Raw genomic sequence first — 25,930 nt, forward strand, 5'->3', positions numbered from 1 at the left:
AGAATATATATAATTAGATTTAAAGGCAAGAAAAGGGTTAGAGTTAACTAATATAAGGTTAATTCTAACTCTTTTATTTATATATAGGAATTTATGGTTTTTTTAATATATAAAGTATATTATAGGAACTTTAAACCTATAATACCTTAATTAGGTAAAGAAAATTGTAAAATAGACGAAAATAAAGAATATATTTGTAATAAGTAAAAGAAAAAGGGGGAATAAAATTGAGAGAACCAATAACTTACAAAGAATTAAAAATATCTACATTTGAATTACTGTACATTAAGAAATTTAATGTGATTGCAGAAATAAATGAGCACAGTACTTTAAAATTGGTTGGCATATTACCTGAGGATAGAAAAGATCAAGATATTCATACTGATTATAATACTCCCATTCAAGTATATTCATTGAGTAATAATGAAAAAAAAGTTATTTATAATGGAATAATTACTGAAATAAGAGTCAAAAAAAGTTCGAATTATTATGAGATATATATTGAGGCACAAGGTTACACTTATTTAATGGATATTAAAAAAAGAAAACGATCTTTTCAAGATAAAACTATGTCTATCCATAAACTAATAAATGAAATTACTAACTCTTATAATAAGGGAGATTCTATTGTAAATTTACCTGATGAACCAATAGATAAGTTATATGTGCAATATAATGAAACTGATTGGGAGTTTATTAAAAGAGTAGCATCTTATTATAATGCAGGGCTTTTCTCAGATATTATTTTAGAAGGAGTACATTATTTTGTAGATACACCAGAATTAAATAATAAAAATATAGAAGTCAATGAGTTTGTAGCAACTAAGTTAATTAAAGATTATGATGTAATCAAAGAAAATGAGTTACCTAATTCAAATGAGATAGATTATATAACCTATAAAATAAAAAGTTATGAGATTTTACAGTTAGGAGAACATATAAGCTTTAAGAATCAATCATTTTATGTATCTAACTTATCGTATGAAATATCAGATGGATTATTAGAAAATACTTATGTTTTACAACCTAAAGGGGGACAAAAGCAGAGAAGATTATACGGTGAGAAATTACGAGGAATTTCCTTAGAAGGATCTGTTATAGAGGTAAATGGTGATAAAATCAAAGTTAAATTAGATATAGATGGAAAACAAGATAAAAGTACAGCTTATTGGTTTAAATATTCAACATTAGCAGCATCACAAGATGGTAGTGGATGGTATTTTATGCCTGAAATTAATGATAGAGTGCGTATTTATTTTCCAAGTGATGATGAAAAGGACGCATTTGCTATAAGTTGTATACAACAAATCAAAGGTAATCCTGATACAAAATATATATCAACAATCTATAATAAGAAATTAATTTTTACAAAAGATAGTGTAACTATTACAGCTGATAATAATGCGACAATTGTACTGAATAAAAATGGGGGTGTTAGTATTAGTGGGGGAAATGTTAGTTTAAATGCAAGTGAAAAAATTACTCTTAGAGCTGAAGATAGTATTATTATATCAGGAAAAAATAATGTAGATATTAGTTGCGATAAAGGTGGGAAAACTCTTTTGCAAGGTAGTGGAAATATTGAATTAAATGGTACAAAAATAAGAATTAATTAAGAGGTGATGATTTATGGCAATAACATATGTAGTAGATGGAGCAATAATAAAATGTTCACAGGGAATAGGCGAAAGTGTAATAAATAAAGAGAATGACATTAATGTAGAGCTTCATGATAAGAAAATGTTAAGCATCGCAGATAACAAACCTTATATAAATATTAAGCCTTTTAGTTTATGTAAAAGTCAAAAGAATCCTGAATTTAAGTTAAACGGAATGAAGCCTGTACCTTGTAATCCATCCATATGTATGAAATGGATGGGAGCAAAATCGGATGTCTATTTAAAAGGAGAGCTAGTATTAAATAGTGAATGTAAATTAGGGTGTATGAATGGTGGAATAATAGAAATCATAGATGATGGACAAAGGAAATAAATAGGAGGTAGTGGATTATGATTATTAACTATGAAAATGTAAAAATAGAACTACCTTATGAAATTTTACACATTGAAAAGTTGCATTTAAAAGGGAATTTAAATGAGCATTATATGTTAAGTTTACATGCTTTAATAGAAGAAGAAAATGTAGAACAATATTTAGGTGAAAGTGTAGAAGGTAAGCAAATTAAATTATTAATTAATGAGAATGTGATTTATATCGGTAAAATTATTGAGGTACAGATCAGTTATAAGAAACAAGTTGCTCACTTGAACTTAAAAACTATTTCTTATTCTTATAATTTAGATATTAAAAGACATAGTAAAGTTTTTTCTAACTTAAAAACTACATATCAACAAGTAATTAAAGAAGTTTTAAATAAATATACTAAAGCAGATTTTATAGATAATGTAACTTATGAAAAGTGTATAAAAGATTTGATTGTTCAATATAAAGAAACAGATTTTGAATTTTTAAAGCGTTTGGCAACACATTTTGAAACAGTTTTAGTAGTGGATCCAAAAGCTGATGCAAGTTTTTTTACTTTTGGAATAGAACCTATTTACAAGGCTATAGAGTTAGATTCTACGTTTAGAGAAGCTAAAACAAGTTTTGATGTTTTTAATAAAATAAGTTGTTTTACTGATAAAGATTTATTTGAACAGAATTTCATTGGATGGAGAGCTTCAGGTAAAGAATATATTCCTTTAGGAACAGAAGTAGTGTATGAAGGACAGAGAGTTTGCGTAGTTAAGGTAGATATGAAGATTTATAATGGCGAAATAACTTATTTATATGAACTTAAATTTTTAAAAGGTATAATAACAACTTATGAAATAAATTCTAAGTTAAAGGGAATTAGTTTAGAAGGCATGGTAAAAAATCGTAAAAATAATGAAATGCAAATTCATTTTTGTATTAATGATTCTTATCAAGATAATAAAGATAATAAGTGGTTTTATTATGGAAGAGAAGCTGGAAATTTTTATACGATGCCTGAATTAGGAAGTAAGGTTCATATTAGATTTTTAACTGGAGATGAAAAAGATACTATTATTACTAATGCTATACGCATTGTAGAACCTAATGCCAAGTATTATAGTAAAATATTAAATTCTAAGAATAAGTCTTATTCAACAGTAGAGGGACAAGAATTATTGATGACGCCAGATAATATTCAAATCACACAAGATAATGGGAAAAGTATTCAAGTTGATTTACAAAAAAGTGGTGACGTGAGTATAAAGGGTGGAAGTATAAATATACATTCATCTAAAAATATAGAGATAGGAACAAAGAAACCATATATCCCTAAAAAAGGACCACTGAAACCTACAAGTATTAATATATCTGCTAAAAATAAAGTTGTTATCACAAGAAGTTCAAGTAATGCAGTAAATACAAGTCATGCAATAGAACTTATGGAAGAAAATCATTTAAAGGGAACTATAAAATTAGGATAATAATGAATAACTATAAAGGAAGAATTACATGAAATATTTTGAAATAGTACAAGACTCAAGAATATACTACGGTTATAGTATAGAAAATTTAACATGGGAAGAAAATGCAGGAGAAACTATTGGAGTAGGATATTTTAAAGGTGGTGGAGGAAGTTTACCTGATTTTATAATTTATAAAAAGCAGTTTTTAGTTTCAGCAAAGTTAAAAAATGTAATTGAGATGTACACAGATAAGATGAACTATAAGTTAATAATTTTTAATAATATAGAAGCAAAGGTACAAAAAGAATATTACAGTATAGAACCAATCATAGTAGAAGGTTTAGGCGAGGGTACAACTTATTTTAAAAATGGTTTTGTAGACACTGAAGTATTGAGTCAAAGCAAATTAAAAGATTACAAAATATTTAGAATAAAAGAACTTGAACCTACAGAATTTTCAAAACCTCATATATTTGTTGATTTAGATATAGTAGAAAGTATTTTAAGAAGAAATTTATGGGGAATGACTTTTGAAAAAACACTAGTGGAGGAATAGTAATGGGATTTTTAGATGAAAAAATCGCTGCATTGCAAAAGCAATCCTATAATTTAAGTAAATATAATGAATTAGAAAAAGATAATATTGAAATGAAACAAGAAAATAATATAAGCAAATTATCTCAAGATGAAGTTAATTTGGCTATAAGAAGTGGAACACTAAATATAGATAATTTAAATTTAATATTTGAGAATATAGAATGTTTTGAAGGAAAAGTAACCATTCCAATGATTAAAGATTTTTTTGATAATTATCAAGAAGACTATGGAATCAATTGTTGGGAGAAGAAACACGAATTAAGTGTTTTATTAATAAAAACAGAACTTAATAATCAAAATGATGAGATTGGAAATTTAATAAAGGAATTAAATAAATTTTATGAAGAAAACAACATATATGTAGAAATTATAGAAGAAAAAGAAGAAGAAAATGAAAGTTATACTAGATTTATAGTTAGCACAAGAATGCCAACGGCATTAGATTATATGTATCAATATTATGTATGTGTGAATTACAAAAACGAAAGTATTATGTTGTTATTTACATGCTTAGAGAAAGATAAAAAGCAATGGGAAAAGATTATGATAGGAATTGGTGAACTTATGGAAATCAAGGAGGAAAGTTTAGAAATAAATGAAGTGGATTGAAGAAATTGAAGATAGGTTTTTAAAGGAAGAAGTTGAACCAGTTTTTAATAAATATCAGGATGAAGTACTTTTAAAACTTTTAGAAAATGAAGAAGTACTAAAGACTCAAGTTTTTAATGCATTAAAAAGTATAGCAGAAAAAGCAAAAAAGATAATTGATTACAATAATCCATTAGAATATGAAGAAATGGGTACAACTCAAGAAAAAGAGAAGTATAGAGAGTATAAAGTTAGATATATAGATTTTTCTTTACTACAAATTGGAATGTTAGATGAAAGTTATGAAGTAACTGTTATAGGATATGATGAAAATTGGTATGGATCTGAAGGTATATGGGAAGTTTTTAGTGTTGGTTATATTTTTGAGAGACTTAAAGATATTAAGGATGAATTATATCAAAAGATAAAGAAGTATGTAGGAAAGATAAGGCACTGCAGAATTGAACAATATATTTTAAAGCAAATACCAATTTATAATAACTATTTTATATATTTTCTTATTAAGTGGCTTAAACAATGGGATGAAGATAGTACTTTTAAAGAAATACCAAAGTTAAACAAACTTCAAGTAATTTGGGGAGAGTATAAGAATGATTCAAAAATAGTTTATAAATATGATAATACAATTAAATCAGAAGACATGTTTAAAGAAAAGTTAAAGAATGGTAAGCAAGAAGAAATAATATTTACAATGTGGCCAAGCTTAAAAGTAAATAAATTTACAATTAACGATAAGGACATAACTTGTATGAACTTAAAAGAGGCTGAATTAGAAAATATATTTTTTTCATCTTGTAAAGCAGTAGGATTAAACCTAAAAAAAGCACATCTTAAAAGATGTTATTTTAAGAATTGTGATCTAGGTATGAGTGATTTTACTGAATGTGTATTAGAAAAAGTTATTTTTGAAGATTGTATTTTAAGAAATATAAATTTAGATGATACACAATTTAAGGAAGTTTATAGAATTGAAGGAAATAAACTAATAGATGTATTTAATGGAAATGATATGTTTTAAATGAATATTTATATTGAATTATAAAACTTATTTTAAACATAGCCAATAAAAAGTTTAATAAATTGAATATATGTCTGTAGAAGGGGGATAGACTTATGGGAATAGAACTTGTTGGAGTAGGCCTATTTGCAGCATTTGTTTTTGTGGCAGGTATCAATTTAATACATAATAATTCAAAAAATACTATTAAAGCACCTTCATCGGATGGATTAATTGATTCGTTAGTTAAAGATGCGGAATTTCTAAAAGATGGAATGAGTGCACTGTTTAAAGGGATTGTAACAATGGTATCTAATATAGCACCCCAAAAGGGAGGGAATAAGGAATTATTAAATACATTGGAAAGTGCGGCAGCATCTTCAGCACGAGGGATTTGTGGTATAATGAATAATGTACAAAGTAGTATAAATAGATTAGCCAATAGTGTTAATGTAAGTAAAGTTACATCAGTAGAGAAAGAAAATAAAACTACTGTTTTAGATACGCCATCAGTTTCACAAGAAGGTCAAACTATTTCAGATACACCATCAATTGAAGCACAAGGACCTAGTATATTGGAGACACCAGAAACACCACAAACTCCTAATGTGATGATAACTCCACCTATAATAGAAAAGGGGCCTAAGATAGAAACCTTTCCTGATAATAGCAAAGCTCAATCTTTAAGAGATAGTATACTTTGGATGGTGGGAGATTCAGAGGGGGCGACTGAAGCTGGAAAACTTAAATCAATTGGAAACGGAGTATTGGAGTCAACGGAAGGGCTTATTTATGACCAAGGTTCTAAACAAGGTAATAGAGTATTACATGTTCTTGAACATGCGTCACCAGACCCAACTAAGCCATTACATTCAGTATTCAACGTTTCAAAAGATAAAGTTTTAGGTGTAGTTGATGAAGCATGGTCAATGCGAAGTGGTGTAACACCAACGTTACAGAAGAATGGAAATCAAGTTTTTAATATTCCAATGGGAAGAACAGTCGGTACGAATGGAGAAACAACGATTAGAATTGTAGTTAAGAATGGAACATCTGAGGTAGTAACAGCATTTCCAGTCAAATAATAAAGGAGGAGAAGAATATGATATATTGTCCGTTTTGTGATGGTCAAGGAGTAATAAATAAGGCAACTATAAAAGGAACAGAGGTGATATTGTACATTTGTGATGAGTGTGATACTGTGTGGAAAGATACAGATATAACAGAAGATAATTGTGATAACTTTGAAAGTGTAATGAACACTTTAGGGCGAAAAGCATTATGGTCAGAACTTACAGATGTAGAAAGGTTATAAATTGATAGTGATAGATTGAAACTAATAGCATAATTAATAATATACTTACTGCATAACTTAAATAAATTGTTAAAGTAGTATATTTTAGTTAAAGATTATGAAAAAATAAACCGCATAATCTAAATAATGCAGTGAAAAGATGAAATGAATCAGCTGAAATCAAGTAGGCTGGTTCATTATTTTTTTAGCAGTTAACAGATGCTATAAATACATCATTCAAAGGAACTATATTAAAAAGCGATGATAACGAATCAGAAAACAGATTTTTTAAATACCGTGAATAAGAGTGGCATTGAATTTAAAAAGCAATGAATAAAGGCTAAAGCAACTGATTTTATAGGAATTGATAGATAATTAAAATTTCTTTAGTAGTTCTCCAAGTATAAGCATCTGATAAAGGACTTCCTGGATAACTAGAACAGGCATTTCTAGGAGCCAGTAAAACCAGTATAGAAGAGATGTAACCTGATAAGCTAGGAAAACCTAGGTTCAATAATTCCACTTGAAAGTTAATGCAATTCAGAATAATAATATATACAGGTAAAATCTTTAATGCTTGAATCGATAAAGGCATCTGATACAGGATTTCCTGGACAATTAGAACAGGTATCTCTAGGAGCCTGTAAAACGAGTACAGAAGAGACATGTACCCTGATAAGCCAGAAAATCCTAGGCTCAATAATTCCACTTAAAAGTTAATGGAATTGTGAACATAATATATGTAGTAGGAAAGCACTAAAAAATAAAAAGTATTGATAGAATAAAACATATAAACAGGATAGCTGAGTAGAATAAATAGAGATTTGGGACTCGGGAATAGGCAACTGTAACGGGACCATGTAATCAAGCTAAGCTTGGATAATGAAATATTAAGTAGGAGGGAGAAATCCGATTACTGAATTTAAAATTGGTCAAGATAAATCGATACTAAGATACAAATGGTATGAGGCTGTTAAAGCAAGAAAAACAGGAACTGCTACATCAGAACAAATTAGTATATTAGATAGCGGTCATTGGAAGGAGTAATTTAAATTATGATAAATGATAAATATTATGCTGGATTTGAAGGTGAGCCTGAGATATTAATATATTTCAAAGGAAAAGATAAAGAAAAAGAAGGATTTAGTATCTGGATAGGATATTTTGAATTTTTACTAGGAGCTAGTATATCAGAAAAAATTAAAACTGGTGGAATCTTGGAAAGTTATATAAATTGCGATGGTTGGTATGATGAAAGTCAATGGATAATTGAGGATTTACAACAGGCAATATTTGAACTAGAACAGTTTAAGATAGAGAAAATCGAAAGTAAAGATAACAGTATTATTGAAACAGTATGCAATTTACAGAAGGATTTATTGAAATTTTAAAAAAATGTATTAATAAATAAAAATTTATTGTATATAGATTATGAATAATATGAAAACACAATAACGGATAGCATAATTGCAATAATTCATTAAAAAATGAAATAAATCAGCTAAAATTTAAGTAGTCTTGTTCATTATTTTTTAGAAGTTAATGTATACTTATAATTGGTAAAGGAGTATATGAATTATGCAAATAAAAAATAACAATCGTATCCCAGGTCCAGGTGATAATTCAAATCTATTTGAAAGGTTATCTTCATATATAAGTATAGTTGATAAGGATTGGATTAATCGAATTAAGCCAGCAAGCAAAGAGTCTATTTCTCTATTAAGAAAGCTTTCAGGAATTGAAGATGCTGGCTTAGATTTCCCAGAAGCTTATAAAATATTTTTAAAATATATGGGAAAAAGTGATGGAAGTGCATTAGGACAAACACTTCTTGGAGATATATCAATAGAAGATATAATTGACTTATATAAAGAGATTAATGAGTATGAGCCAAATACATTAAATCCTCAATATCTTACTTTTGTTTCAACACATTTGGGTGGGGAGATATCATTTGACTTAAGTCAGCCAAACAATCCGAATATAGTTATGACATCTAGTGGTGAATTTTGTTATTTTTTTTCTGAAAGTTTTGAGAAACTATTGTTTCAATATACCTTTTTAAAATATGAGGAATTGTACTATCCAAAAGCTATATTTTTCGGAGGTTCAGAGAATAGACTGAGGTCAGCTTTAGATAATCATAAAACAACAAATATTTTTGATGTAGTAGATAGATATGCAAAAAAGAATGGATTCGAAAAAGTATGGTTTAGCGATCAAAGGCATTATTTTGGTATTCGAGAAGACGCAACATTTTATGTTCGTAGCGATTCAAATGTAGTAGGAAATATTACTGGAGATAATTGTGAATTATTAGACGAATTTGGAACTGGCTTAGCATCAGAAATTGGTGCCAGAATTCAGAGATGAAAAGTTGATTGAGAAAGTTTGGGTAAGTAGATACTTCTAGTATTATATGAAAGACTAGAAGTATCTATTAGCATTGTCATTTATGTAGTTGCAAAAAATTAAAGAATTCATATTTCTAATTAAAGAAGTATGGGCTCTTTTTGTATGTGAAAAATTTAGAAAATAATAGACTTTGTAATACTCAATTAATATATAACATTTTAATAATAGAAATTTATTGTATTATAAATAATATACAAAGTGCTATAAATAGATTAGCAATAATGTTAACGTAAGTAAAGTTACATCAGTAGATAAAGGAAATAAAAGTACTGTTTTAGATACGTCATCAGTTTCACAAGAAGGTCAAACTATTTCAGATACACCATCAATTGAAGCACAATGACCTAGTATATTGGAGACACCAGAAATACCACAAATTCCTAATGTGATGATAACTCCACCTATAATAGAAAAGGGGCCTAAGATAGAAACTTTTCCTGATAATAGCAAAGTTCAATCTTTAAGAGATAGTATACTTTGGATGGTGGGAGATTCAGAGGGGGTATGGACATATCATGACTGGGAAGGTAATTCTGTAAGCTATCCAGATGGATATCCAGATTTTAAGTCAGCTTGTATGGTTGAGCAGGAAGTTAATATTGGACCATTTCAAGGATATAATAAAGATTTTCCTAGATGTGATGAATTAGCACCTAATGGACCAATATCAGAAAGTAGTACATGGCATCATCATCAAGATGGGGTTACGCTTCAAGAAGTTTTAACTAAGTTACATGATAGGTTTAGACATCGAGGTGGAATGTCCAAAATAAAAAGGTAAAGGAGCAAATTATGAAGATAAGAGGATATGGGAATGTAAAAGAAGAAGAAATTTTTAAACTTGAAGATGAGATAGGATTCACATTACCAAATGATTACAAAGAATTTTTAATTAATTTTAATGGTGGAGTACCAGAAGTTAAGTATAGTACATTTACATTAAATGAGTTAGAAGAAAATATAGGATTACAAGTACTATATGGATTAGATTTAGAAGAAAATTTAGATTTAAGAGAATGGTATGAAGATTATGAAGATGATTTACTTGATGATTGCTTAATAATAGGGCATGGTATTGGTTTCGGATTTATTGTGCTAGTGAACAGTCCAGAAGTATCTGGAGTATATTTCTGGGATAATTCATTCGAACTAGAGAATTCATCTGAAGATGAAAATATTTATAAAATTTCTGATACATTTAGAGAGTTTATAGAGGAATTAAAAAGCCCTTTAAATTAAGTTTATATTTAAATGCATAACACAGAAAAAATTAAATGCATAAAAAGTAATAGTATTAAAATATAGTTAAATCAATATATGTAATAAAAAGTTAAACCACATAATCTAAATAATGTAGTGAAAAATAAAATGAATCAGCTGAATTTAAGTAGGCTGATCCATTATTTTTTTAGCAATTAACATATGATATAAGTACATTCTTCAAAAGAACTATATTAAAAAACAACGATAAGGCACCAACATAACCAGGAGATTTCATGGATTTTGCCCCCAATTTTAAGGAGGAAAATTAAATATGAAAAAATTAAATCAAGCATTTACTAGAATTGAGCAAATTAATTGGAATGATACACAATATAATAAGCCTTCATATACAATATTAGTTCATGAGTTTATTAGAAGAGGAAATATTTTCAGAGATGTTTATGATAAAGACAATACAAAAAGACTAGCTATATTTAGAGCTTCTCAAATTATAAATGCATCAATTCCAAAGGATATTCAAAAATTTATTGATGATATAAATTTAGTAAAACATGGGTGGATGATAAAGTTAGTGTGTGAATATTACTTGGAGTGGGCATATCTAGTTGATATAGAAAATGAAGTTGCTATTGAGCATAGTGATTTATATGAGCCAATTATTAAGTTATTTGAGAGAGGTGGAAGGATTAGTTATCATCAAAATGAACTTACATGTGGAAAAGCAGGATGGCCACTTAATTGCTATTCTGTGCCAAGAAAAATTTTTATAGAAGGAATTAGTAATGAAACCCTTGATAATATAGATTTAGAATATAAATAAGTTTCAGAAAAATATAGAAAAGTGTAAGTTTTACAGAGTATAAGTTACTACAAATATTAGAGAAGAATTGGAAGCATAAAAATAATTGTATTAAGTACATTCTAAAATAAATATAATTCAAATAGCAATTAGACATAATATTAATAATACAGTGAAAAGATGAAATGAATCAGTTGAAATTTAAGTAGACTGGTTCATTATTTTTTAGAAGTTAATGTATACTTATAATTGGTAAAGGAGTATATGAATTATGCAAATAAAAAATAACAATCGTATCCCTAGTCCAGGTGATAATTCAAATCTATTTGAAAGGTTATCTTCATATATAAGTATAGTTGATAAGGATTGGATAAAATGAAAAAATATATATGTCCAATATGTGGATACTCATATTTGGAAGAACCGCCAAGAGATGAAAATGGACGACCATCATTTGATATTTGTGATTGTTGTGGAATAGAGTTTGGATATGAAGATTGTACAGAAGAAAATATAATAAAATATCGAAATAAATGGATAGAGTCTGGTGGAGAATGGTTTAGTGAAGATTTAAAACCTGATAATTGGGATATGGAACAGCAATTGAGAAATATTGATGTAAAATTTAATAATTAGAGTTAAAAGCACTTTTGATTAATTTCAGAAGTATTTTTTCTTAAAAACTATAAGAATCATAATATAAATTATAAATAAGATATTTGGTATTAATTTATTAAGGAGGCACTTAGAATATGGAATTTATATTATTTTAAAAGGAATTTAATCATTAAAAAAATAATGTCAGACTATTTAGTCAACAGACTTTTCTACATTGACATTACCGGCACAGAAATTATAGTTTCACCTAGATTTTAGGTATGCAGTATTATTGCTAAACAATTTAGAATTTAATAGGGTATTCTATCGCCTTGATCATTTAACGCGTTGTGCTAATTTTTATATTACAAATTCTTGTAATATAAAAATGCGCAGAATATCCCTGATTAAAATTCCAATACACCATCAATTGAAGCTCAAGGACATAGTATATTGGAGACACCAGAAACACCACAAACCCCTAAGTGATGATAACTCCACCTATAATAGAAAAGGGGCCTAAGATAGAAACCTTTCCTGATAATAGCAAAGTTCAATCTTTAAGAGATAGTATACTTTGGATGGCGGGAGAAGCTGATTGGCTAGTAGGGAAGGATGGAAAGGTAAATTGAAAGAGTAAGCCTAATTTTGGACATACATTTGAAACACATGGTCAAGGATCAAAAAATACACGTTCACTGATGGATCGTGCTAAGACGCCTAATAAAATTGGAGAGTTAACACCACAAGGTCAGTGGTTAGATAATCAGAAAGCTGCAGAATTCCTGAATGATTATGGTGAAATACCATATGCTACGCCACCTATAGAAATAGATTTGCCAGAAGTAATAGGACAAGTTATATTACCAAGTGGCGAAATTGTTACGGCCACTAAGGTTAGAGTAGTTGTTAATAGCAAAACGGGAAAAATAAGATCTGCAATACCAATTAGGTAAATTTTTATATTAGGAGGAGATTATGTTTAATATTAAATTATATTTTAATGATACAAAAGAAATTAAAAAAGTTAATGATAAACATGAATATATTATTCAAGAGGAGGATTATGATGGTACTTTGAGTGCTATTTGTACAATTTTTCATGAATCAAATAGAGTGATATTTAAAGTAAGTGGATTTGGATCAGATGATTGGGGAATGGATTGTAAATGCGATTTACCATGTGTATTAGAACAAATGGATGAAATTGTAAGAGGAATAAAAAGCAAGGAAGAGTTTAGCATTGATTTCTATGAACAGGGAAGGGAATGTCTACTTATTTTTCAATTTTGTGAAACCCAAGTATTAATAGAATATAATAACATTTATAGTAAGAATATTGATAATTCAATTCTTTATATGGATTATGAGGTCGTGAAGCAAATGTTCTTTGATTTTTATAATGATTTTATTTATTGTATTAAGAAGCTAGTACCAGAAGTAATGGAAAATCAATTATTTAATGAATGGAAGGCCATGTGCAAGTGGTAGGATTAAGGGATATATGGATGAATATGTTATGGAGATTTATGTAAAATATATACTGAATATCAAGAGAAAAAAATTACTAAAAAACACAGATTATCTTTTATGATGTCTTAGTTCACTTTTTTGAAAATGAGTTAACTGGTAGTACTATTTTTGATATAGAGGAGCATAATATTAATCAATTCATTAAAGATAACAGTAAATTATTAGAGCAACGAAAAAACTCTTGCTGGCCAATTGATTATAATACCATTAAAGAATTAACACAAGAATTATTAAAAGAGCAGTATTCTTATTATATAATTTCATCTTCATATGGTTTAAATGGATGGGTTTTAGCAAAGAATTATGAAATTGTATCAAAGAATTAAAGTATATATGAGTATTATGGTGAGAATCAAAGGAACTTATATCTAATTATGTAAAGTAACTAAGGAATATAGTGTTGATTATGAATATTAAAGAATTAGAAAAATATTGGAACAATAATTTTATTAGATATGAAAAGGAAAAGTTAAATTTGTATAAATTTGATCAATATACAATAAATTTTCTCATCAAAGTAGGATTGCCTAATGGGAAAAATGCAAAAGGAAAATTAGCATATAATTTTTTAGATATTGATAATATACAGAAAAAACTTATAAATGATGAAGAATATATTAAAATAGCACAATATAGACATTCAGATGCTTTTATAGCAGTAAAAGTTAGTACTCAAGAAGTATTTTATATTTCATTAGCTGATGAGATATATGCACCCAAAGACATAATAGAATATTGCAATAAAGATATTGAAAGTTTTATAATATTTTGTACTATTTTAGCTTTTAATTATGATAAATATAGTAATATAGAAGATGATGAACTAGAAGGATATTTATGTGCAAGAGAAACTGTTGAAAAATTCAAAGAGATGGATATTAAAACAGTATATAAAGAATCTTATTGGATTAACACACTTATGAATTATGCTATTGATTATTTTTATGAAATAGATGATAAGTTTCAAAGAACATTGGAAAAAAAACAATACAATACATATAAAGATGCTATATATTCAGCACTTTTAAATGGAATAGAGCAAGCTCTAAAGTAGAAAATATTTATTTGAATTATAAGTAAAACTTTGTAGCTGAATTATGATGTATCAATTATATAATTTAACAAATCTGAGACCTATATATAATCTAATTATAAAAATCTAGACTAACATTGGATAGTGATTTCTTTTGTTGGTCTATTATTTTTTATGCTTTTTTGTATATATATTTAAATAGAAGAAACCATTTTATAATCATGGTTATTATTGGGATGAATAAGATTGTTTTAAATACAAGGTAATTGTGTTAGAATAGGGATATTAAATAAGAAGTATACGCTTAGCATACTTCTTTTATTTTATTTAAAATTGACCAAAATTTAGAATATACAGTTAGATAAATATAAGCACGTATTAGAGTGTTTCAAGGAGGAAATTTTTAATGAATAAAGTTTCAGATGATATTTTATTTAAAGTAGAAAAACCAAGTAGATATACTGGTGGAGAATTAAATGAGATTATTAAAGATCCAAAAGAAGTTGATATAAGATTTGCATTTTGTTTCCCTGATGTTTATGAAGTAGGGATGTCACATTTAGGAAGTAGAATATTGTATCATACTATAAATCAAAGAAAAGATACATATTGTGAAAGAGCATTTGCACCATGGCCAGATATGGAAGAACAAATGAGAAAAAATAATATACCATTATTTACTTTAGAAACAAAAGATTCTTTAGATAAGTTTGATATATTAGGGTTCACTTTACAATATGAAATGAGTTATACAAATATATTAAATATGCTTGATATGTCAGGTATAACACTTAGAGCTTCTGAAAGAGGAGAAGATGAACCTATAATTATGGCAGGGGGACCTTGTGCATATAATCCAGAACCTTTATATGACATAGTAGATTTCTTTGAAATTGGTGAAGGCGAAGAAATGATGAATGATGCCTTAGAACTTTATAAAAAGTATAAAGGTAAGGGGAAAAAGAAAGAATTCTTAAGAGAACTATCAAAGATTCAAGGGATATATGTGCCATCTTTATATGATGTTACTTATAATGAAGACGGTACAATAAAAGAATTTACTCCAAAGTATGATGATGTACCAAAGGTTGTTACTAAGAGAATTATCAATAATTATACTAAGGTAGATTTCCCAGATAAGTTTATAGTACCTTATTCAGAAATAGTACATGATAGAGTAGTATTAGAAACTTTTAGAGGATGTACTAATGGATGTAGATTCTGTCAAGCAGGAATGATTTATAGACCTGTTAGAGAAAAGAAGAGAGAAGACTTAGTAAAACAAGCTAGAGAATTAGTTAATAATACAGGATATCAAGAAATTTCTTTAGCATCATTAAGTACTTGTGATTATTCTGAAATTGAATATTTAATTAAGGATTTAATGAATGAACATGAGAAAAATAAAGTTGCGATAGCTCTGCCATCAATAAGAGTTGATGCATTCTCAGTTGATTTAATTAAAGAAATTCAAAAGGTTAAGAAAACAGGATTAACTTTTGCTCCTGAAGCAGGTTCTCAAAGAATGAGAGATATAATTAATAAAGGTTTAACCGAAGAAAGAATATTAGAAGCAGCTAAAAGTGCATTTGAATCAGGTTGGAGTTCAATGAAACTTTACTTTATGCTTGGTTTACCATATGAAAATATAGAAGATTGTATAGCTATTGGTGAATTAGCTGAAAAGATAGTTGCTAAATATTATGAAGTACCTAAAGGGGTTAGAAATAAAGGATTAAGAGTTACAGTAAGTACTTCAATTCTTGTTCCAAAGCCATTTACACCATTCCAATGGGCTCCTATGGAAAGAATGGAGATTGTAAGAGATAAAATTCAAGCTGTTAAAGGTTCACTAAAATCTAGAGCAATAAATTATAATTATCATGCTCAAAAAACATCATTTATGGAAGCTCTATTTGCAAGAGGTGATAGAAAACTATGTGATGTTTTAATAAAAGCTTTTGAAAAAGGTGCAAAATTTGATGGATGGTCAGAATATTTTAACTATAATTCATGGATGGAAGCGTTAGAAGAATGCAATATAGATGGTGATTTCTATGTTTATAGAGAAAGAGACTATTCTGAAATATTACCTTGGGATTTCATTAATATAGGAGTTAATAGAAAATACCTAGAGAATGAAAATGAAAAAGCTAAAAGAGGAGAATTAACTCAAAACTGTAGAAAAGGATGCACAGGATGTGGAGTTAATGTGAATTTTAAAGAAGGAGAATGTTTTGAAGGTGCGATACTTAATTAAATATACTAAAGAACCAAATGTTAAATTTATTTCTCATTTAGATTTAATGAGAACTATTCAAAAAAATATTAGAAGAGCGGAATTACCTATACAATATTCAAGAGGGTTTAATCCACATATGACTATGTCTATTGCACAACCTTTAGCAGTAGGAGTATATTCAGAAGGTGAATATATGGATATAGTACTTGTAGAAGAAGTAGATGAAAAAGAAATAGTTGATAGATTAAATGCAGTATCATCAAGTGGAATAAAATTTAAAACAGCAACTAAAATACCTTATGTTGAAGGTGAAAAAAAGGTTCCACAAGGTATGGCTTTAATTGATGCTGCTAGATATATAGTAAAAGTTCCTTATCAAAGTGTGGATAGTTTAGAAGAAGAACTTAATAATCTTCTTAATCAAAAAGAATGGGTAACTATAAAGAAAAGTAAAAAAGGTGAAAAAGAAGTTGATATAAAATCAATGATTAGAGAATTTAAATTTTGGCTTAAGGATAATGATTTAATACTTAACATGGTATTAAATTCAGGAAGTAGAGAACATTTAGCACCAGAATTGGTTGTTAAATATATTCAAGAGAAAATTTCAAATTCAAAACTAGAATCATTTGTTGAAATAAAAAGAGAAGAAATGTACTTTTTAAATGGAGAAAAGCTGTTGCCTTTATATAAAGCAGCAGAATTTAAATAAAGTCTATAAGTAACATAATATCTAAATGCATTTAGGATGTGATCAAGGTGAAGGAAATTTTTATAGAAAGAAAAGAATTCTTATTACGTATTGGTATAAGAGAAAATGGAAAATTAGTAGAAAGTATTGTTGAAGAAAAGAAAAATGAACCTATAATAGGAGAAATATATAAGGGAAGAATAAAAAATATTCTTCCTTCAATAAATTCTGTATTCATTGATTTAGGATTAAATAAAGAAGGATATATGTACTATAGCGAGGAGCTTAAAGCTAAAGGGTTAAAAAAAGGTCAAGATATATTAGTTGAAGTCATTAAAGAACCTTTAAATGATAAAGGTGCAAAGTTGAGCTCGAAAGTTAGTATTCCCGGGAAATATATTGTCTTAAATTGTTATGAAAAGGGGATAAATTTTTCTAAGAGAATAACTGATGAGCAAAAGAAAAATGAAATATTAGATAATATAGAATTAATTGATAATGTTGGGATAACTGTTAGAACAGAAGGTTCTAATGCTAGTATTGAAGAAATTAATAAAGAGCTTAATAAGCTATATTTAGAATTTGAAAATTTAGATAGAAATATGAAATACTCACCTGACATAAAAAAGCTTTATGGAGAAGATTTAAGTTTATTTAAGATTTTAAGAAATTCTATTGGTAAAGAATCAATTAAGATATATGTTGATAATGAAAATGATTTTGATAAAGTGGGTTCTTTTATTGAAGGAGAAGAAAACTTAACTTTAGAGATGTATTCTGGAATAAGAAATCTTTTTGATGTTTATGGACTAGAAAAAGAACTTTTGAAATTAAGACATAATAAGGTTAATCTTCCATGTGGAGGATATATAGTTATAGATAAAACAGAAGCTATGTACGTGATTGATGTTAATAGTGGAAAGAACGTAAAAGGTAAAAGTTTTAATAAGACTATATTAGAAACTAATTTAGAGGCGGCGGAAGAAATTGGAAGCCAGATAAGAGTTAGAAACTTAAGTGGAATTATTCTTATTGATTTTATAGATATGAGAGATAGAAAACAAAAAAGTATTGTTATGGATGCTCTAGAAGAAAGTTTAGCATCAGATAAAGGAAATATGAAAATATTCCCATTTACAGAGCTTGATTTAGTTCAAATAGCTAGAAAAAGACAAGGAAAAAGTATATATGAATATATGGAAGAAGACTGTGGCTTATGTAAGGGTAATGGTATGATTTTAAAACTTTCTTATATTCAAGGTCTTATAAGAAATGAAATTTTAAGGATACAAGAAGAAAATTCAATAGAGTGTTTTTATATAGAAGTAGATAGTATTTATAAAGAAAGAATTCAAGGTGATTTATTTAATTTTATAACAGAAATTGAAGGCCTTAATAAAGAAATTTATTTAAATTATGTAGACAATATAGAAGGATTTAAAGTTGAGCCATTAATTTTTCAAAGTCAAAAAGATAATGTATCTAGCTATAAAGTTACATTAAATTAATGTATAAATTTTATTGAAACTTATATATTTGATTATGTAAGTTTAAGACAAAATATAAAATTTATATTTTCATTTTTTTGATTCTTGATTAAGAGTTCTAAAAAATAACTCTAATTTAAGATTGTACTTACTAATAAAATATCAAGATTTACTTAACTTTTAATAAATTATGCATAAAAAAATATATAAATTCGTCGATTTTAATTTACAAAAAAACGATAATGTGATAAAATGGCTTTTGTAGACCGCTCACGTAAGGTTTTTTAGTAAACAAAATAATATTTTGTACCGAAAGTGGCGAGACCGTTATTGAGGAGGTGTTTTAATGTACGCAGTATTAGCAACAGGAGGAAAGCAATACAGAGTTCAAGAAGGAGACGTAATATACGTTGAAAAACTTAACGCTGAAGTTGACTCAACAGTTGAATTAACAGAAGTTCTAGCAGTAGGAAATGGTGAAACTATAAAAGTAGGTGCACCAGTTGTCGAAGGAGCTAAGGTTGTAGCTAAAGTTGCAGCTCAAGGCAAGCAAAAGAAAGTTGTAGTTTTCAAGTATAAATCTAAGAAAGACTACAGAAGAAAGAATGGACACAGACAACCTTACACTAAGTTAGTAATCGAAAAGATAGAAGCTTAATTTTATGATTAAAGTAACCTTTAATTATAAAAGTAGTAATATTATTGGATTTGTAATCAATAATCACGCAGTACCAGGTGATAGAGATTTCAGAAATGATGTTTCGTTAGTTGGTGAGACCTTTGATATGATATGTAATTCTGTTTCAGTTTTATCACAAAGTGTAATTATTGGATTGGATGAAGTTTTAAAACTTAATTCAACTTATGAAATCAATGATGGATACTTAAAGTTAGATCTTAATGATTTTAACAAAGAAGAAATAGAACAATCGCAGGTTTTACTAAAGACTTTTGAAAAAAGCTTAGAAAGTGTAATTTTAGGTTTAGATCAAATGTTTGGAAGTGAAAAACGTAAAGAGTATATAACTTTATTGAAAGAGGAGGTGTAGTCACATGTTAATTATGAACCTTCAATTATTCGCTCACAAAAAAGGAGTAGGTAGTTCTAAGAATGGTAGAGACTCAGAATCAAAGAGATTAGGAGTTAAATCTGCAGACGGAGAATTTGTTCTTGCTGGAAATATCATAGTAAGACAAAGAGGAACTAAGGTACATCCAGGTAACAACGTTGGAAGGGGTAAAGATGATACTTTATTCGCAAAAATCGACGGAATAGTTAGATTTGAAAGAATGGGTAAGGATAAGAAAAAAGCTAGTGTTTACCCAACAGACGTTGAAGCAATAGCTGAATAATTATTTTTAATAAAGCACCCTTTTTAAAAGGGTGCTTTTTAAGTTATATATATATTATATTCTGAGGCACATTAGAAAATAACAGACCAGCATAGCTCTTATTTGGCTTATACTGTTTTGGCAACGTAAACTTGCATACTTGTCTGATACAAAATATATTAAAGTATATTTAATCTGTTATTTTATTTTATGTGCCTTAATTTACATAAATATTGCAATTATAATTCATTAAAGTATATTTATAAAAATAATAGACATTATACTTACATATTTTAATTTAAAATCATACCTTGTAAATAAATTCAGCTAATAGTTTATAATTATTAACTAATTTTGTTTACTTGTTTAAAATAAAATATATATTTTTAGGATTATTTGATGTATTTAATAGATATAGGTAAGAATCATTAATAAACAAAATATGTATTAATAAATAAAATATATTTTTTGGATAAAAGTATAGTGAGTCAAAAATTCTTAATGATTTAAATACTTTATTTATGTTAAGAATTTAATTAGATTTTAGTGTATTATAATAAAGTGTAAACTCAAATGAAATACTAAATAATAAAAAATATATTTTGATACATTATTTTGTTTAAGACAATTTATTTAAGGAGGGTGATTATATGTTTATAGATAAATCCAAGGTCTTTATAAAATCAGGAAAAGGCGGAGATGGAGCCGTTTCATTTAGAAGAGAAAAATATGTACCACTTGGAGGTCCAGATGGTGGTGATGGTGGTGATGGTGGTAGTATCATATTTAAAGTTGATACTGGAATTACTACATTATTAGATTTTAAGTATAAAAAGAAATTCATAGCAGAAGATGGCCAAAATGGAGGCGGTTCTAAATGCTATGGTAGAGATGGGTCAGATCTTATTATAAAAGTACCTATGGGAACTATTATAAGAGAAGAGCAAAGTAATAAAGTAATTGTAGACCTTTCACATAGAGATCAAGAATTCGTATTATTAAGAGGCGGAAAAGGTGGAAAGGGAAATGCTAAATTTGCTACTCCAACAAGGCAAGCACCACATTTTGCTGAACCGGGAATGCCAGGAGAAGAAATATCAATAATTTTAGAATTAAAATTATTAGCTGATGTAGGTTTATTAGGATTCCCTAATGTAGGTAAATCAACATTATTATCAATGACAACAAAAGCAAAACCAAAGATAGCTAATTATCACTTTACTACTATTAAGCCAAATTTAGGAGTAGTTGCAGTTGATGGTATAGAGCCGTTTGTTATGGCAGATATCCCAGGTATAATTGAAGGTGCAGCAGAAGGTGTAGGTCTTGGAATACAATTCTTAAAACATATAGAAAGAACAAGACTATTAATTCATATAGTTGATATTTCTGGAGTTGAAGGAAGAGAGCCTTTTGAAGATTTCGTTAAAATAAATGAAGAATTAAAGAAGTATTCTGTTAAGCTTTGGGATAGACCACAAATTGTTGTAGCAAACAAAACAGATTTACTTTATGATGATGAAGTTTTTGAAGACTTTAAGAAGAAAGTTCAAGAATTAGGATTTAAGACTGTTTTCAAAATGTCAGCAGCAACAAGAGATGGTGTAGACGAAGTTATAAAAGAAGCAGCTAGAATGTTAAAGAATATTCCAATTAGAGAATTAGAAATTTCAGAAGATGAAATGTATATACCAGAAGAAAAAAGATTTACATATACTATTTCTATTGAAGAAGGAGAAGAGTTCGATACTTATGTTATTTCAGGCTCATTTGTAGATAGATTATTAAGTGCTGTAAATATACATGATTCAGATTCATTAAGATACTTCCATAAAGTACTTAAGAACAAAGGAATTATGGATGAATTAAGAGAAATGGGCATACAAGATGAAGATGTAGTAAGATTAAATGATTTTGAATTTGAATATCTACTATAATAAAAAATGGCTATGTTTTAATGCCAGTTCGCCATTATACTAAAATATTAACATTCATTTAAAATATAGCGAAAAACAAATGGTTTCAAACTACATAGTCTAAGTTATGAACTATGTAGTTTTAAGGAGGAAAATAAATGTTAACAGGTAAACAAAGAGCATATTTAAGAGGTTTAGCTAATGATATAGTTCCAATATTCCAAGTTGGGAAAAATGGAATAGAAGAAAACTTCTTAAAACAAGTTACACAAGCTTTAGAAAAAAGAGAATTAATAAAGATAAAAGTTTTAGAAAATAGTGGTTTGGATACAAGAGAAACTTCAGATTTAATATGTAAGGCTGTTAGATGTGAAGGCGTTCAAGCAATCGGTAATAAAATGGTTTTATATAAAAAATCAAAAAATAAACCTAAAATAGAATTACCTACAAAATAAATATTTTAATTACACATTGATATTGTAGTATAAAGCTCATGGACAGAGGAATTTACTTTAAGAACTCTAAAATAAAGCTTAGTCCAATTAATGCATGCTCCCAATCAAAGATTGCTGACAAGCAATTAATTATACAAATCTTCATTAATAGTTCTAAAAAGTAAATTCCAATGCCAGTTCGCCCTTATATTACAATATCAATAATATTTATATCACCTTCTTTTCAAATAAAAATTAAATTTGAAAAGAGGGTGATTTTTTTATGGTTAATATATAATATTACTTCGTGATATAATAAACAATAGAACGGAACTATAAACAGAATTCTTAATTTCAGGTGTAGATTGTCTTCAACTGAGAGATAGAAATCTTTATTCATAGGTGTGTAGGAGGCAATAAAATGAAACGATATGGTATAATAGGAGGTACATTTGACCCAATCCATTATGCACATTTATATATAGCATATGAGGCCAAAAAACAGTTGGATTTAGATGAAGTAATTTTTATGCCAGCTGGTAATCCACCACATAAAGACGGGAAATGTATTACTGATGCTTCTCTAAGATATGAGATGGTTAACTTAGCAATACAAGATTATAATGAATTTTCTATCTCAAGTTATGAAATAGAAAAAAATGGGTTAAGTTTTACTTATCAAACATTAGAACATTTAAAATCTAAAGATAGAGAGTTATTTTTTATTACAGGAGCTGACTGTTTAATAGATATAGAAAAATGGGAAAATGTCTCTAAAATATTATCATTATGTAATCTTGTGGTTTTTACAAGAGGTGGAATAAATAATGATCAATTAATTAAGCAAGAGGAATATATTCAAAAAAAATATGAGGTAGACATAACTGTTTTAAAGTTAAATCAACTTGAAATATCATCTACAGATATAAGAAAAAGAATAAAAGATAAAGAAAGAATAGATTTTTTTGTGCCTAATTCAGTTGTAAATTTTATAGAAAAAAATGAATTATACAGGGAGGATTAAACTTGTTATCCATAAAAGAAATAAACGAATATCTTAAAAATAATTTAAAACCTAATAGATATGAACATACATTAGGAGTAGTAGAAACTGCAAAAGCTTTAGCTAAACTTAATGGAATTTCAGAGGAAAAGGCAGAAATTGCAGCACTTGCACATGATGTGGCTAAGAATTTAAGTAAGGATAAGATGGAAGAAATAATAAATGAAAATAATATTTTATTATCAGAAGTTGAGAAGAAAAATTTTAATTTATGGCATAGTATAATTGCACCTATAGAAGCAAAAGAAAAATTAAAAATTGAAGATAATGAAATTTTAGATGCAATAAGATGGCATACAACTGGTAAAGAAAACATGTCTATTTTAACTAAAATAATATATATTGCTGACATGATTGAACCTAATAGAAATTTTCCAGGAGTAGAAAAAATAAGACAACTTACATTTGAAAATTTAGATAAAGGTGTTATATATGGTTTATCTGAAAGTATTAAAGATTTATTAAATAAAAATATGTTAATTGATTTAAATACAATTAAAGCAAGAAATTATTTTATTCTTTAGTAATTTATAAAAAATAAGGCTATATTTAAAATAGTGTTTATATTGTAGTATGAAGCTCATGGACATGAAAATTTGCTTAAAATATAGCAAAAGTTATAAATATTTTTATTTGAGAAATTGTTTAAGATAAATCTCTGTATAATATCAATAAAATTCTTATTTATATTAATATTATCTATTTATAATCATATATATAATAAATTTTCTATATAAGTTCTTTGTTTTACTAATTAACTAATGAATAAACTATATTGGAACTTATATATTTATATCTTTGAATTAAGAATAGAATATTAAGTGTTATTAATATGGATAAGCAATATAATAATTTTTTTGGTATAAGGGGGATTAACGTGGGGAGAAAAAAATTAAAGAAAAATAAAACCGCTAAAAAGAAGTTTAGTCTAAAAAATTTTAATATAAAAAACTTTACATTTAAAAACATTATAGAAAATTTAATTTTAGCAGCGATAGCATTAGTAATAACTTTTATTATAGTATTTTTTATTTCGGCATTTTTATTTTTGGGAAAAATAAATGATAATAATATGATAAAAGCAACTAAAGTATCATCTAGCAAGCCTGTAAACATTCTTTTGCTTGGAACTGATATAGGGGATCCAAACCAACCAGAAAATGCTTCTATAAAAAGAACAGATACTATAATTGTATTGAATTATAATCCGGATAATAAAAAGTTACAGTTAGTTTCAATTCCAAGAGATACATTAATACAGGTTAATGGGAAAAACTTTAAAATAAATTCTGCTTATGCGATAGGTGGAGAAGAACGAATAAAAACAGAAGTAGAAAAGTTACTTAGTGTAAATGTAAATTATATTGTTAAAATAGATTATAATGCATTTAGGGAATTTATTGATTCAATTGGAGGCATCAAGATGCCGATAGAAAGAAATATGATATATGATGATGAGGGACAAAATCTTCATATTAATTTTAAAGCAGGAGAAACCGTTAAATTAGATGGGCAAAAAGCAGAAGAATTTTTTAGATGGAGAAAAAATAATGATGGTTCTGGATTTGCCAATGGAGATTTAGATAGAATAGAAAATCAACAAAAGTTTATTTCAAAAGTAGTGAAAAAATGTACAAGTCCATTGATTTTATTTAGATTACCTAGTATTTTTAAGGCCTTAGGTGATAATATAGAAACAAATATGCCAACTAGTAAGATTATATCCTATGGAGTTAAATTTATGAGAATAAAGCTTGAAGAAATGACAATGAAAACAGCACAAGGAATACCAAAAACAATAAATGGAGAGTCATTTTTAATATTTGATAAAAACTTAAATAAGAGCATAGTAGCATCATTATCGTCATCAGGAGAAGATATTTCTGATTTATCAAAGAAAGATGTTACGATAAAAATATTAAATGCTACTAAAATAAATGGGTTAGCAGCAGGGTTAAAACAACAATTAAATGAACTTGGATATACGAGAATTGATACTGGAAATATTGAAGAAAGAAGTAAAAGTTCTATTTTATCAAATAATGAAGTTATACTAAGTATGATTGATAAAGATATAAAGATTGGAAAACATGAAGAAAAACCAGATAAATTAGAATACAAAGATTATGATATAGTCATAATATTAGGTAAAGATTTTAAAAACTTTGGAGAATAAACAAGAACGTTTTAATAAAATAGTTATGTTTTAAGTAAATGTTGATACTAT

At 27.3% G+C, this 25,930-nt stretch carries 28 protein-coding genes; all 28 read left to right on the plus strand.

Annotation, left to right across the window (positions count from 1 at the left end; translation table 11 throughout):
• Positions 1 to 227 precede the first annotated feature (227 nt).
• Positions 228 to 1,616, plus strand: a complete 1,389-nt coding sequence (locus tag ACYUET_RS08350) for a contractile injection system protein, VgrG/Pvc8 family (RefSeq protein ID WP_460278858.1) — start codon at positions 228 to 230, stop codon at positions 1,614 to 1,616.
• Between the two features lie 13 nt (positions 1,617 to 1,629).
• Positions 1,630 to 1,992, plus strand: a complete 363-nt coding sequence (locus ACYUET_RS08355; protein WP_460278859.1) for a DUF4280 domain-containing protein — start codon at positions 1,630 to 1,632, stop codon at positions 1,990 to 1,992.
• 17 nt (positions 1,993 to 2,009) lie between these two features.
• Entirely contained in the window at positions 2,010 to 3,458 is a 1,449-nt protein-coding gene (locus ACYUET_RS08360) for a hypothetical protein (protein ID WP_460278860.1), read from the plus strand.
• A 28-nt stretch (positions 3,459 to 3,486) separates the two neighbouring features.
• Positions 3,487 to 3,996: a hypothetical protein gene (locus ACYUET_RS08365; RefSeq protein WP_460278861.1), complete on the plus strand. Its 510-nt coding sequence runs from the start codon at positions 3,487 to 3,489 to the stop codon at positions 3,994 to 3,996.
• A gap of 2 nt (positions 3,997 to 3,998) precedes the next feature.
• Positions 3,999 to 4,646, plus strand: coding sequence for a hypothetical protein (locus ACYUET_RS08370; RefSeq protein ID WP_460278862.1), 648 nt, complete (start codon positions 3,999 to 4,001; stop codon positions 4,644 to 4,646).
• Positions 4,633 to 5,664: a pentapeptide repeat-containing protein gene (locus ACYUET_RS08375; RefSeq protein ID WP_460278863.1), complete on the plus strand. Its 1,032-nt coding sequence runs from the start codon at positions 4,633 to 4,635 to the stop codon at positions 5,662 to 5,664. Before ACYUET_RS08370 ends, ACYUET_RS08375 begins: the two co-directional genes overlap by 14 nt.
• Positions 5,665 to 5,759: 95 nt before the next feature.
• Positions 5,760 to 6,728, plus strand: coding sequence for a hypothetical protein (locus ACYUET_RS08380; RefSeq protein WP_460278864.1), 969 nt, complete (start codon positions 5,760 to 5,762; stop codon positions 6,726 to 6,728).
• A gap of 17 nt (positions 6,729 to 6,745) precedes the next feature.
• The gene (locus ACYUET_RS08385) at positions 6,746 to 6,958 is read left to right on the plus strand and encodes a hypothetical protein (RefSeq protein WP_460278865.1); all 213 of its coding nucleotides are present in this window, start codon (positions 6,746 to 6,748) and stop codon (positions 6,956 to 6,958) included.
• 1,034 nt (positions 6,959 to 7,992) lie between these two features.
• On the plus strand, positions 7,993 to 8,328 hold the full coding sequence (locus ACYUET_RS08390) for a hypothetical protein (protein WP_460278866.1): 336 nt from the start codon (positions 7,993 to 7,995) through the stop codon (positions 8,326 to 8,328).
• A gap of 187 nt (positions 8,329 to 8,515) precedes the next feature.
• Positions 8,516 to 9,310, plus strand: a complete 795-nt coding sequence (locus ACYUET_RS08395) for an SMI1/KNR4 family protein (RefSeq protein WP_460278867.1) — start codon at positions 8,516 to 8,518, stop codon at positions 9,308 to 9,310.
• 394 nt (positions 9,311 to 9,704) lie between these two features.
• A complete protein-coding gene (locus ACYUET_RS08400; RefSeq protein ID WP_460278868.1) occupies positions 9,705 to 10,133 on the plus strand; it encodes an HNH endonuclease in 429 nt (142 codons plus the stop codon).
• Between the two features lie 11 nt (positions 10,134 to 10,144).
• Positions 10,145 to 10,591, plus strand: coding sequence for an SMI1/KNR4 family protein (locus tag ACYUET_RS08405; protein WP_460278869.1), 447 nt, complete (start codon positions 10,145 to 10,147; stop codon positions 10,589 to 10,591).
• A gap of 295 nt (positions 10,592 to 10,886) precedes the next feature.
• On the plus strand, positions 10,887 to 11,396 hold the full coding sequence (locus ACYUET_RS08410; protein ID WP_460278870.1) for a hypothetical protein: 510 nt from the start codon (positions 10,887 to 10,889) through the stop codon (positions 11,394 to 11,396).
• Positions 11,397 to 11,750: 354 nt separating this feature from the next.
• Positions 11,751 to 12,011: a hypothetical protein gene (locus tag ACYUET_RS08415; protein ID WP_460278871.1), complete on the plus strand. Its 261-nt coding sequence runs from the start codon at positions 11,751 to 11,753 to the stop codon at positions 12,009 to 12,011.
• A 662-nt stretch (positions 12,012 to 12,673) separates the two neighbouring features.
• Positions 12,674 to 12,928 (plus strand): hypothetical protein, encoded by a 255-nt coding sequence (locus ACYUET_RS08420; protein ID WP_460278872.1) that lies wholly within the window; start codon positions 12,674 to 12,676, stop codon positions 12,926 to 12,928.
• A 22-nt stretch (positions 12,929 to 12,950) separates the two neighbouring features.
• On the plus strand, positions 12,951 to 13,463 hold the full coding sequence (locus ACYUET_RS08425; protein ID WP_460278873.1) for a hypothetical protein: 513 nt from the start codon (positions 12,951 to 12,953) through the stop codon (positions 13,461 to 13,463).
• Positions 13,464 to 13,911: 448 nt separating this feature from the next.
• Positions 13,912 to 14,559, plus strand: a complete 648-nt coding sequence (locus ACYUET_RS08430; RefSeq protein ID WP_460278874.1) for a hypothetical protein — start codon at positions 13,912 to 13,914, stop codon at positions 14,557 to 14,559.
• Between the two features lie 385 nt (positions 14,560 to 14,944).
• On the plus strand, positions 14,945 to 16,798 hold the full coding sequence (locus ACYUET_RS08435; RefSeq protein WP_460278875.1) for a TIGR03960 family B12-binding radical SAM protein: 1,854 nt from the start codon (positions 14,945 to 14,947) through the stop codon (positions 16,796 to 16,798).
• Positions 16,782 to 17,492 (plus strand): TIGR03936 family radical SAM-associated protein, encoded by a 711-nt coding sequence (locus tag ACYUET_RS08440; protein ID WP_460279127.1) that lies wholly within the window; start codon positions 16,782 to 16,784, stop codon positions 17,490 to 17,492. Before ACYUET_RS08435 ends, ACYUET_RS08440 begins: the two co-directional genes overlap by 17 nt.
• Before the next feature lie 47 nt (positions 17,493 to 17,539).
• Positions 17,540 to 18,979: an Rne/Rng family ribonuclease gene (locus ACYUET_RS08445; RefSeq protein WP_460278876.1), complete on the plus strand. Its 1,440-nt coding sequence runs from the start codon at positions 17,540 to 17,542 to the stop codon at positions 18,977 to 18,979.
• Between the two features lie 325 nt (positions 18,980 to 19,304).
• Positions 19,305 to 19,616, plus strand: a complete 312-nt coding sequence (rplU, locus tag ACYUET_RS08450) for a 50S ribosomal protein L21 (RefSeq protein WP_460278877.1) — start codon at positions 19,305 to 19,307, stop codon at positions 19,614 to 19,616.
• A gap of 4 nt (positions 19,617 to 19,620) precedes the next feature.
• Positions 19,621 to 20,007 carry a ribosomal-processing cysteine protease Prp gene (locus ACYUET_RS08455; RefSeq protein WP_460278878.1) on the plus strand — a complete coding sequence of 129 codons (387 nt, stop codon included), beginning with the start codon at positions 19,621 to 19,623 and terminating at the stop codon, positions 20,005 to 20,007.
• 4 nt (positions 20,008 to 20,011) lie between these two features.
• A complete protein-coding gene (gene rpmA / locus ACYUET_RS08460; RefSeq protein ID WP_460278879.1) occupies positions 20,012 to 20,311 on the plus strand; it encodes a 50S ribosomal protein L27 in 300 nt (99 codons plus the stop codon).
• Positions 20,312 to 20,940: 629 nt separating this feature from the next.
• A complete protein-coding gene (obgE, locus tag ACYUET_RS08465) occupies positions 20,941 to 22,227 on the plus strand; it encodes a GTPase ObgE (protein WP_460278880.1) in 1,287 nt (428 codons plus the stop codon).
• A 137-nt stretch (positions 22,228 to 22,364) separates the two neighbouring features.
• Positions 22,365 to 22,661 carry a ribosome assembly RNA-binding protein YhbY gene (yhbY, locus tag ACYUET_RS08470; RefSeq protein WP_460278881.1) on the plus strand — a complete coding sequence of 99 codons (297 nt, stop codon included), beginning with the start codon at positions 22,365 to 22,367 and terminating at the stop codon, positions 22,659 to 22,661.
• Positions 22,662 to 23,061: 400 nt separating this feature from the next.
• Complete coding sequence (gene nadD, locus ACYUET_RS08475) at positions 23,062 to 23,664, plus strand: nicotinate-nucleotide adenylyltransferase (RefSeq protein WP_460278882.1); 603 nt, start codon at positions 23,062 to 23,064, stop codon at positions 23,662 to 23,664.
• A gap of 2 nt (positions 23,665 to 23,666) precedes the next feature.
• A complete protein-coding gene (gene yqeK / locus ACYUET_RS08480; RefSeq protein WP_460278883.1) occupies positions 23,667 to 24,227 on the plus strand; it encodes a bis(5'-nucleosyl)-tetraphosphatase (symmetrical) YqeK in 561 nt (186 codons plus the stop codon).
• Between the two features lie 353 nt (positions 24,228 to 24,580).
• Positions 24,581 to 25,879, plus strand: a complete 1,299-nt coding sequence (locus ACYUET_RS08485; RefSeq protein ID WP_460278884.1) for an LCP family protein — start codon at positions 24,581 to 24,583, stop codon at positions 25,877 to 25,879.
• Positions 25,880 to 25,930: the final 51 nt, after the last annotated feature.

This window comes from Clostridium sp. CTA-5 (genome assembly GCF_054768135.1).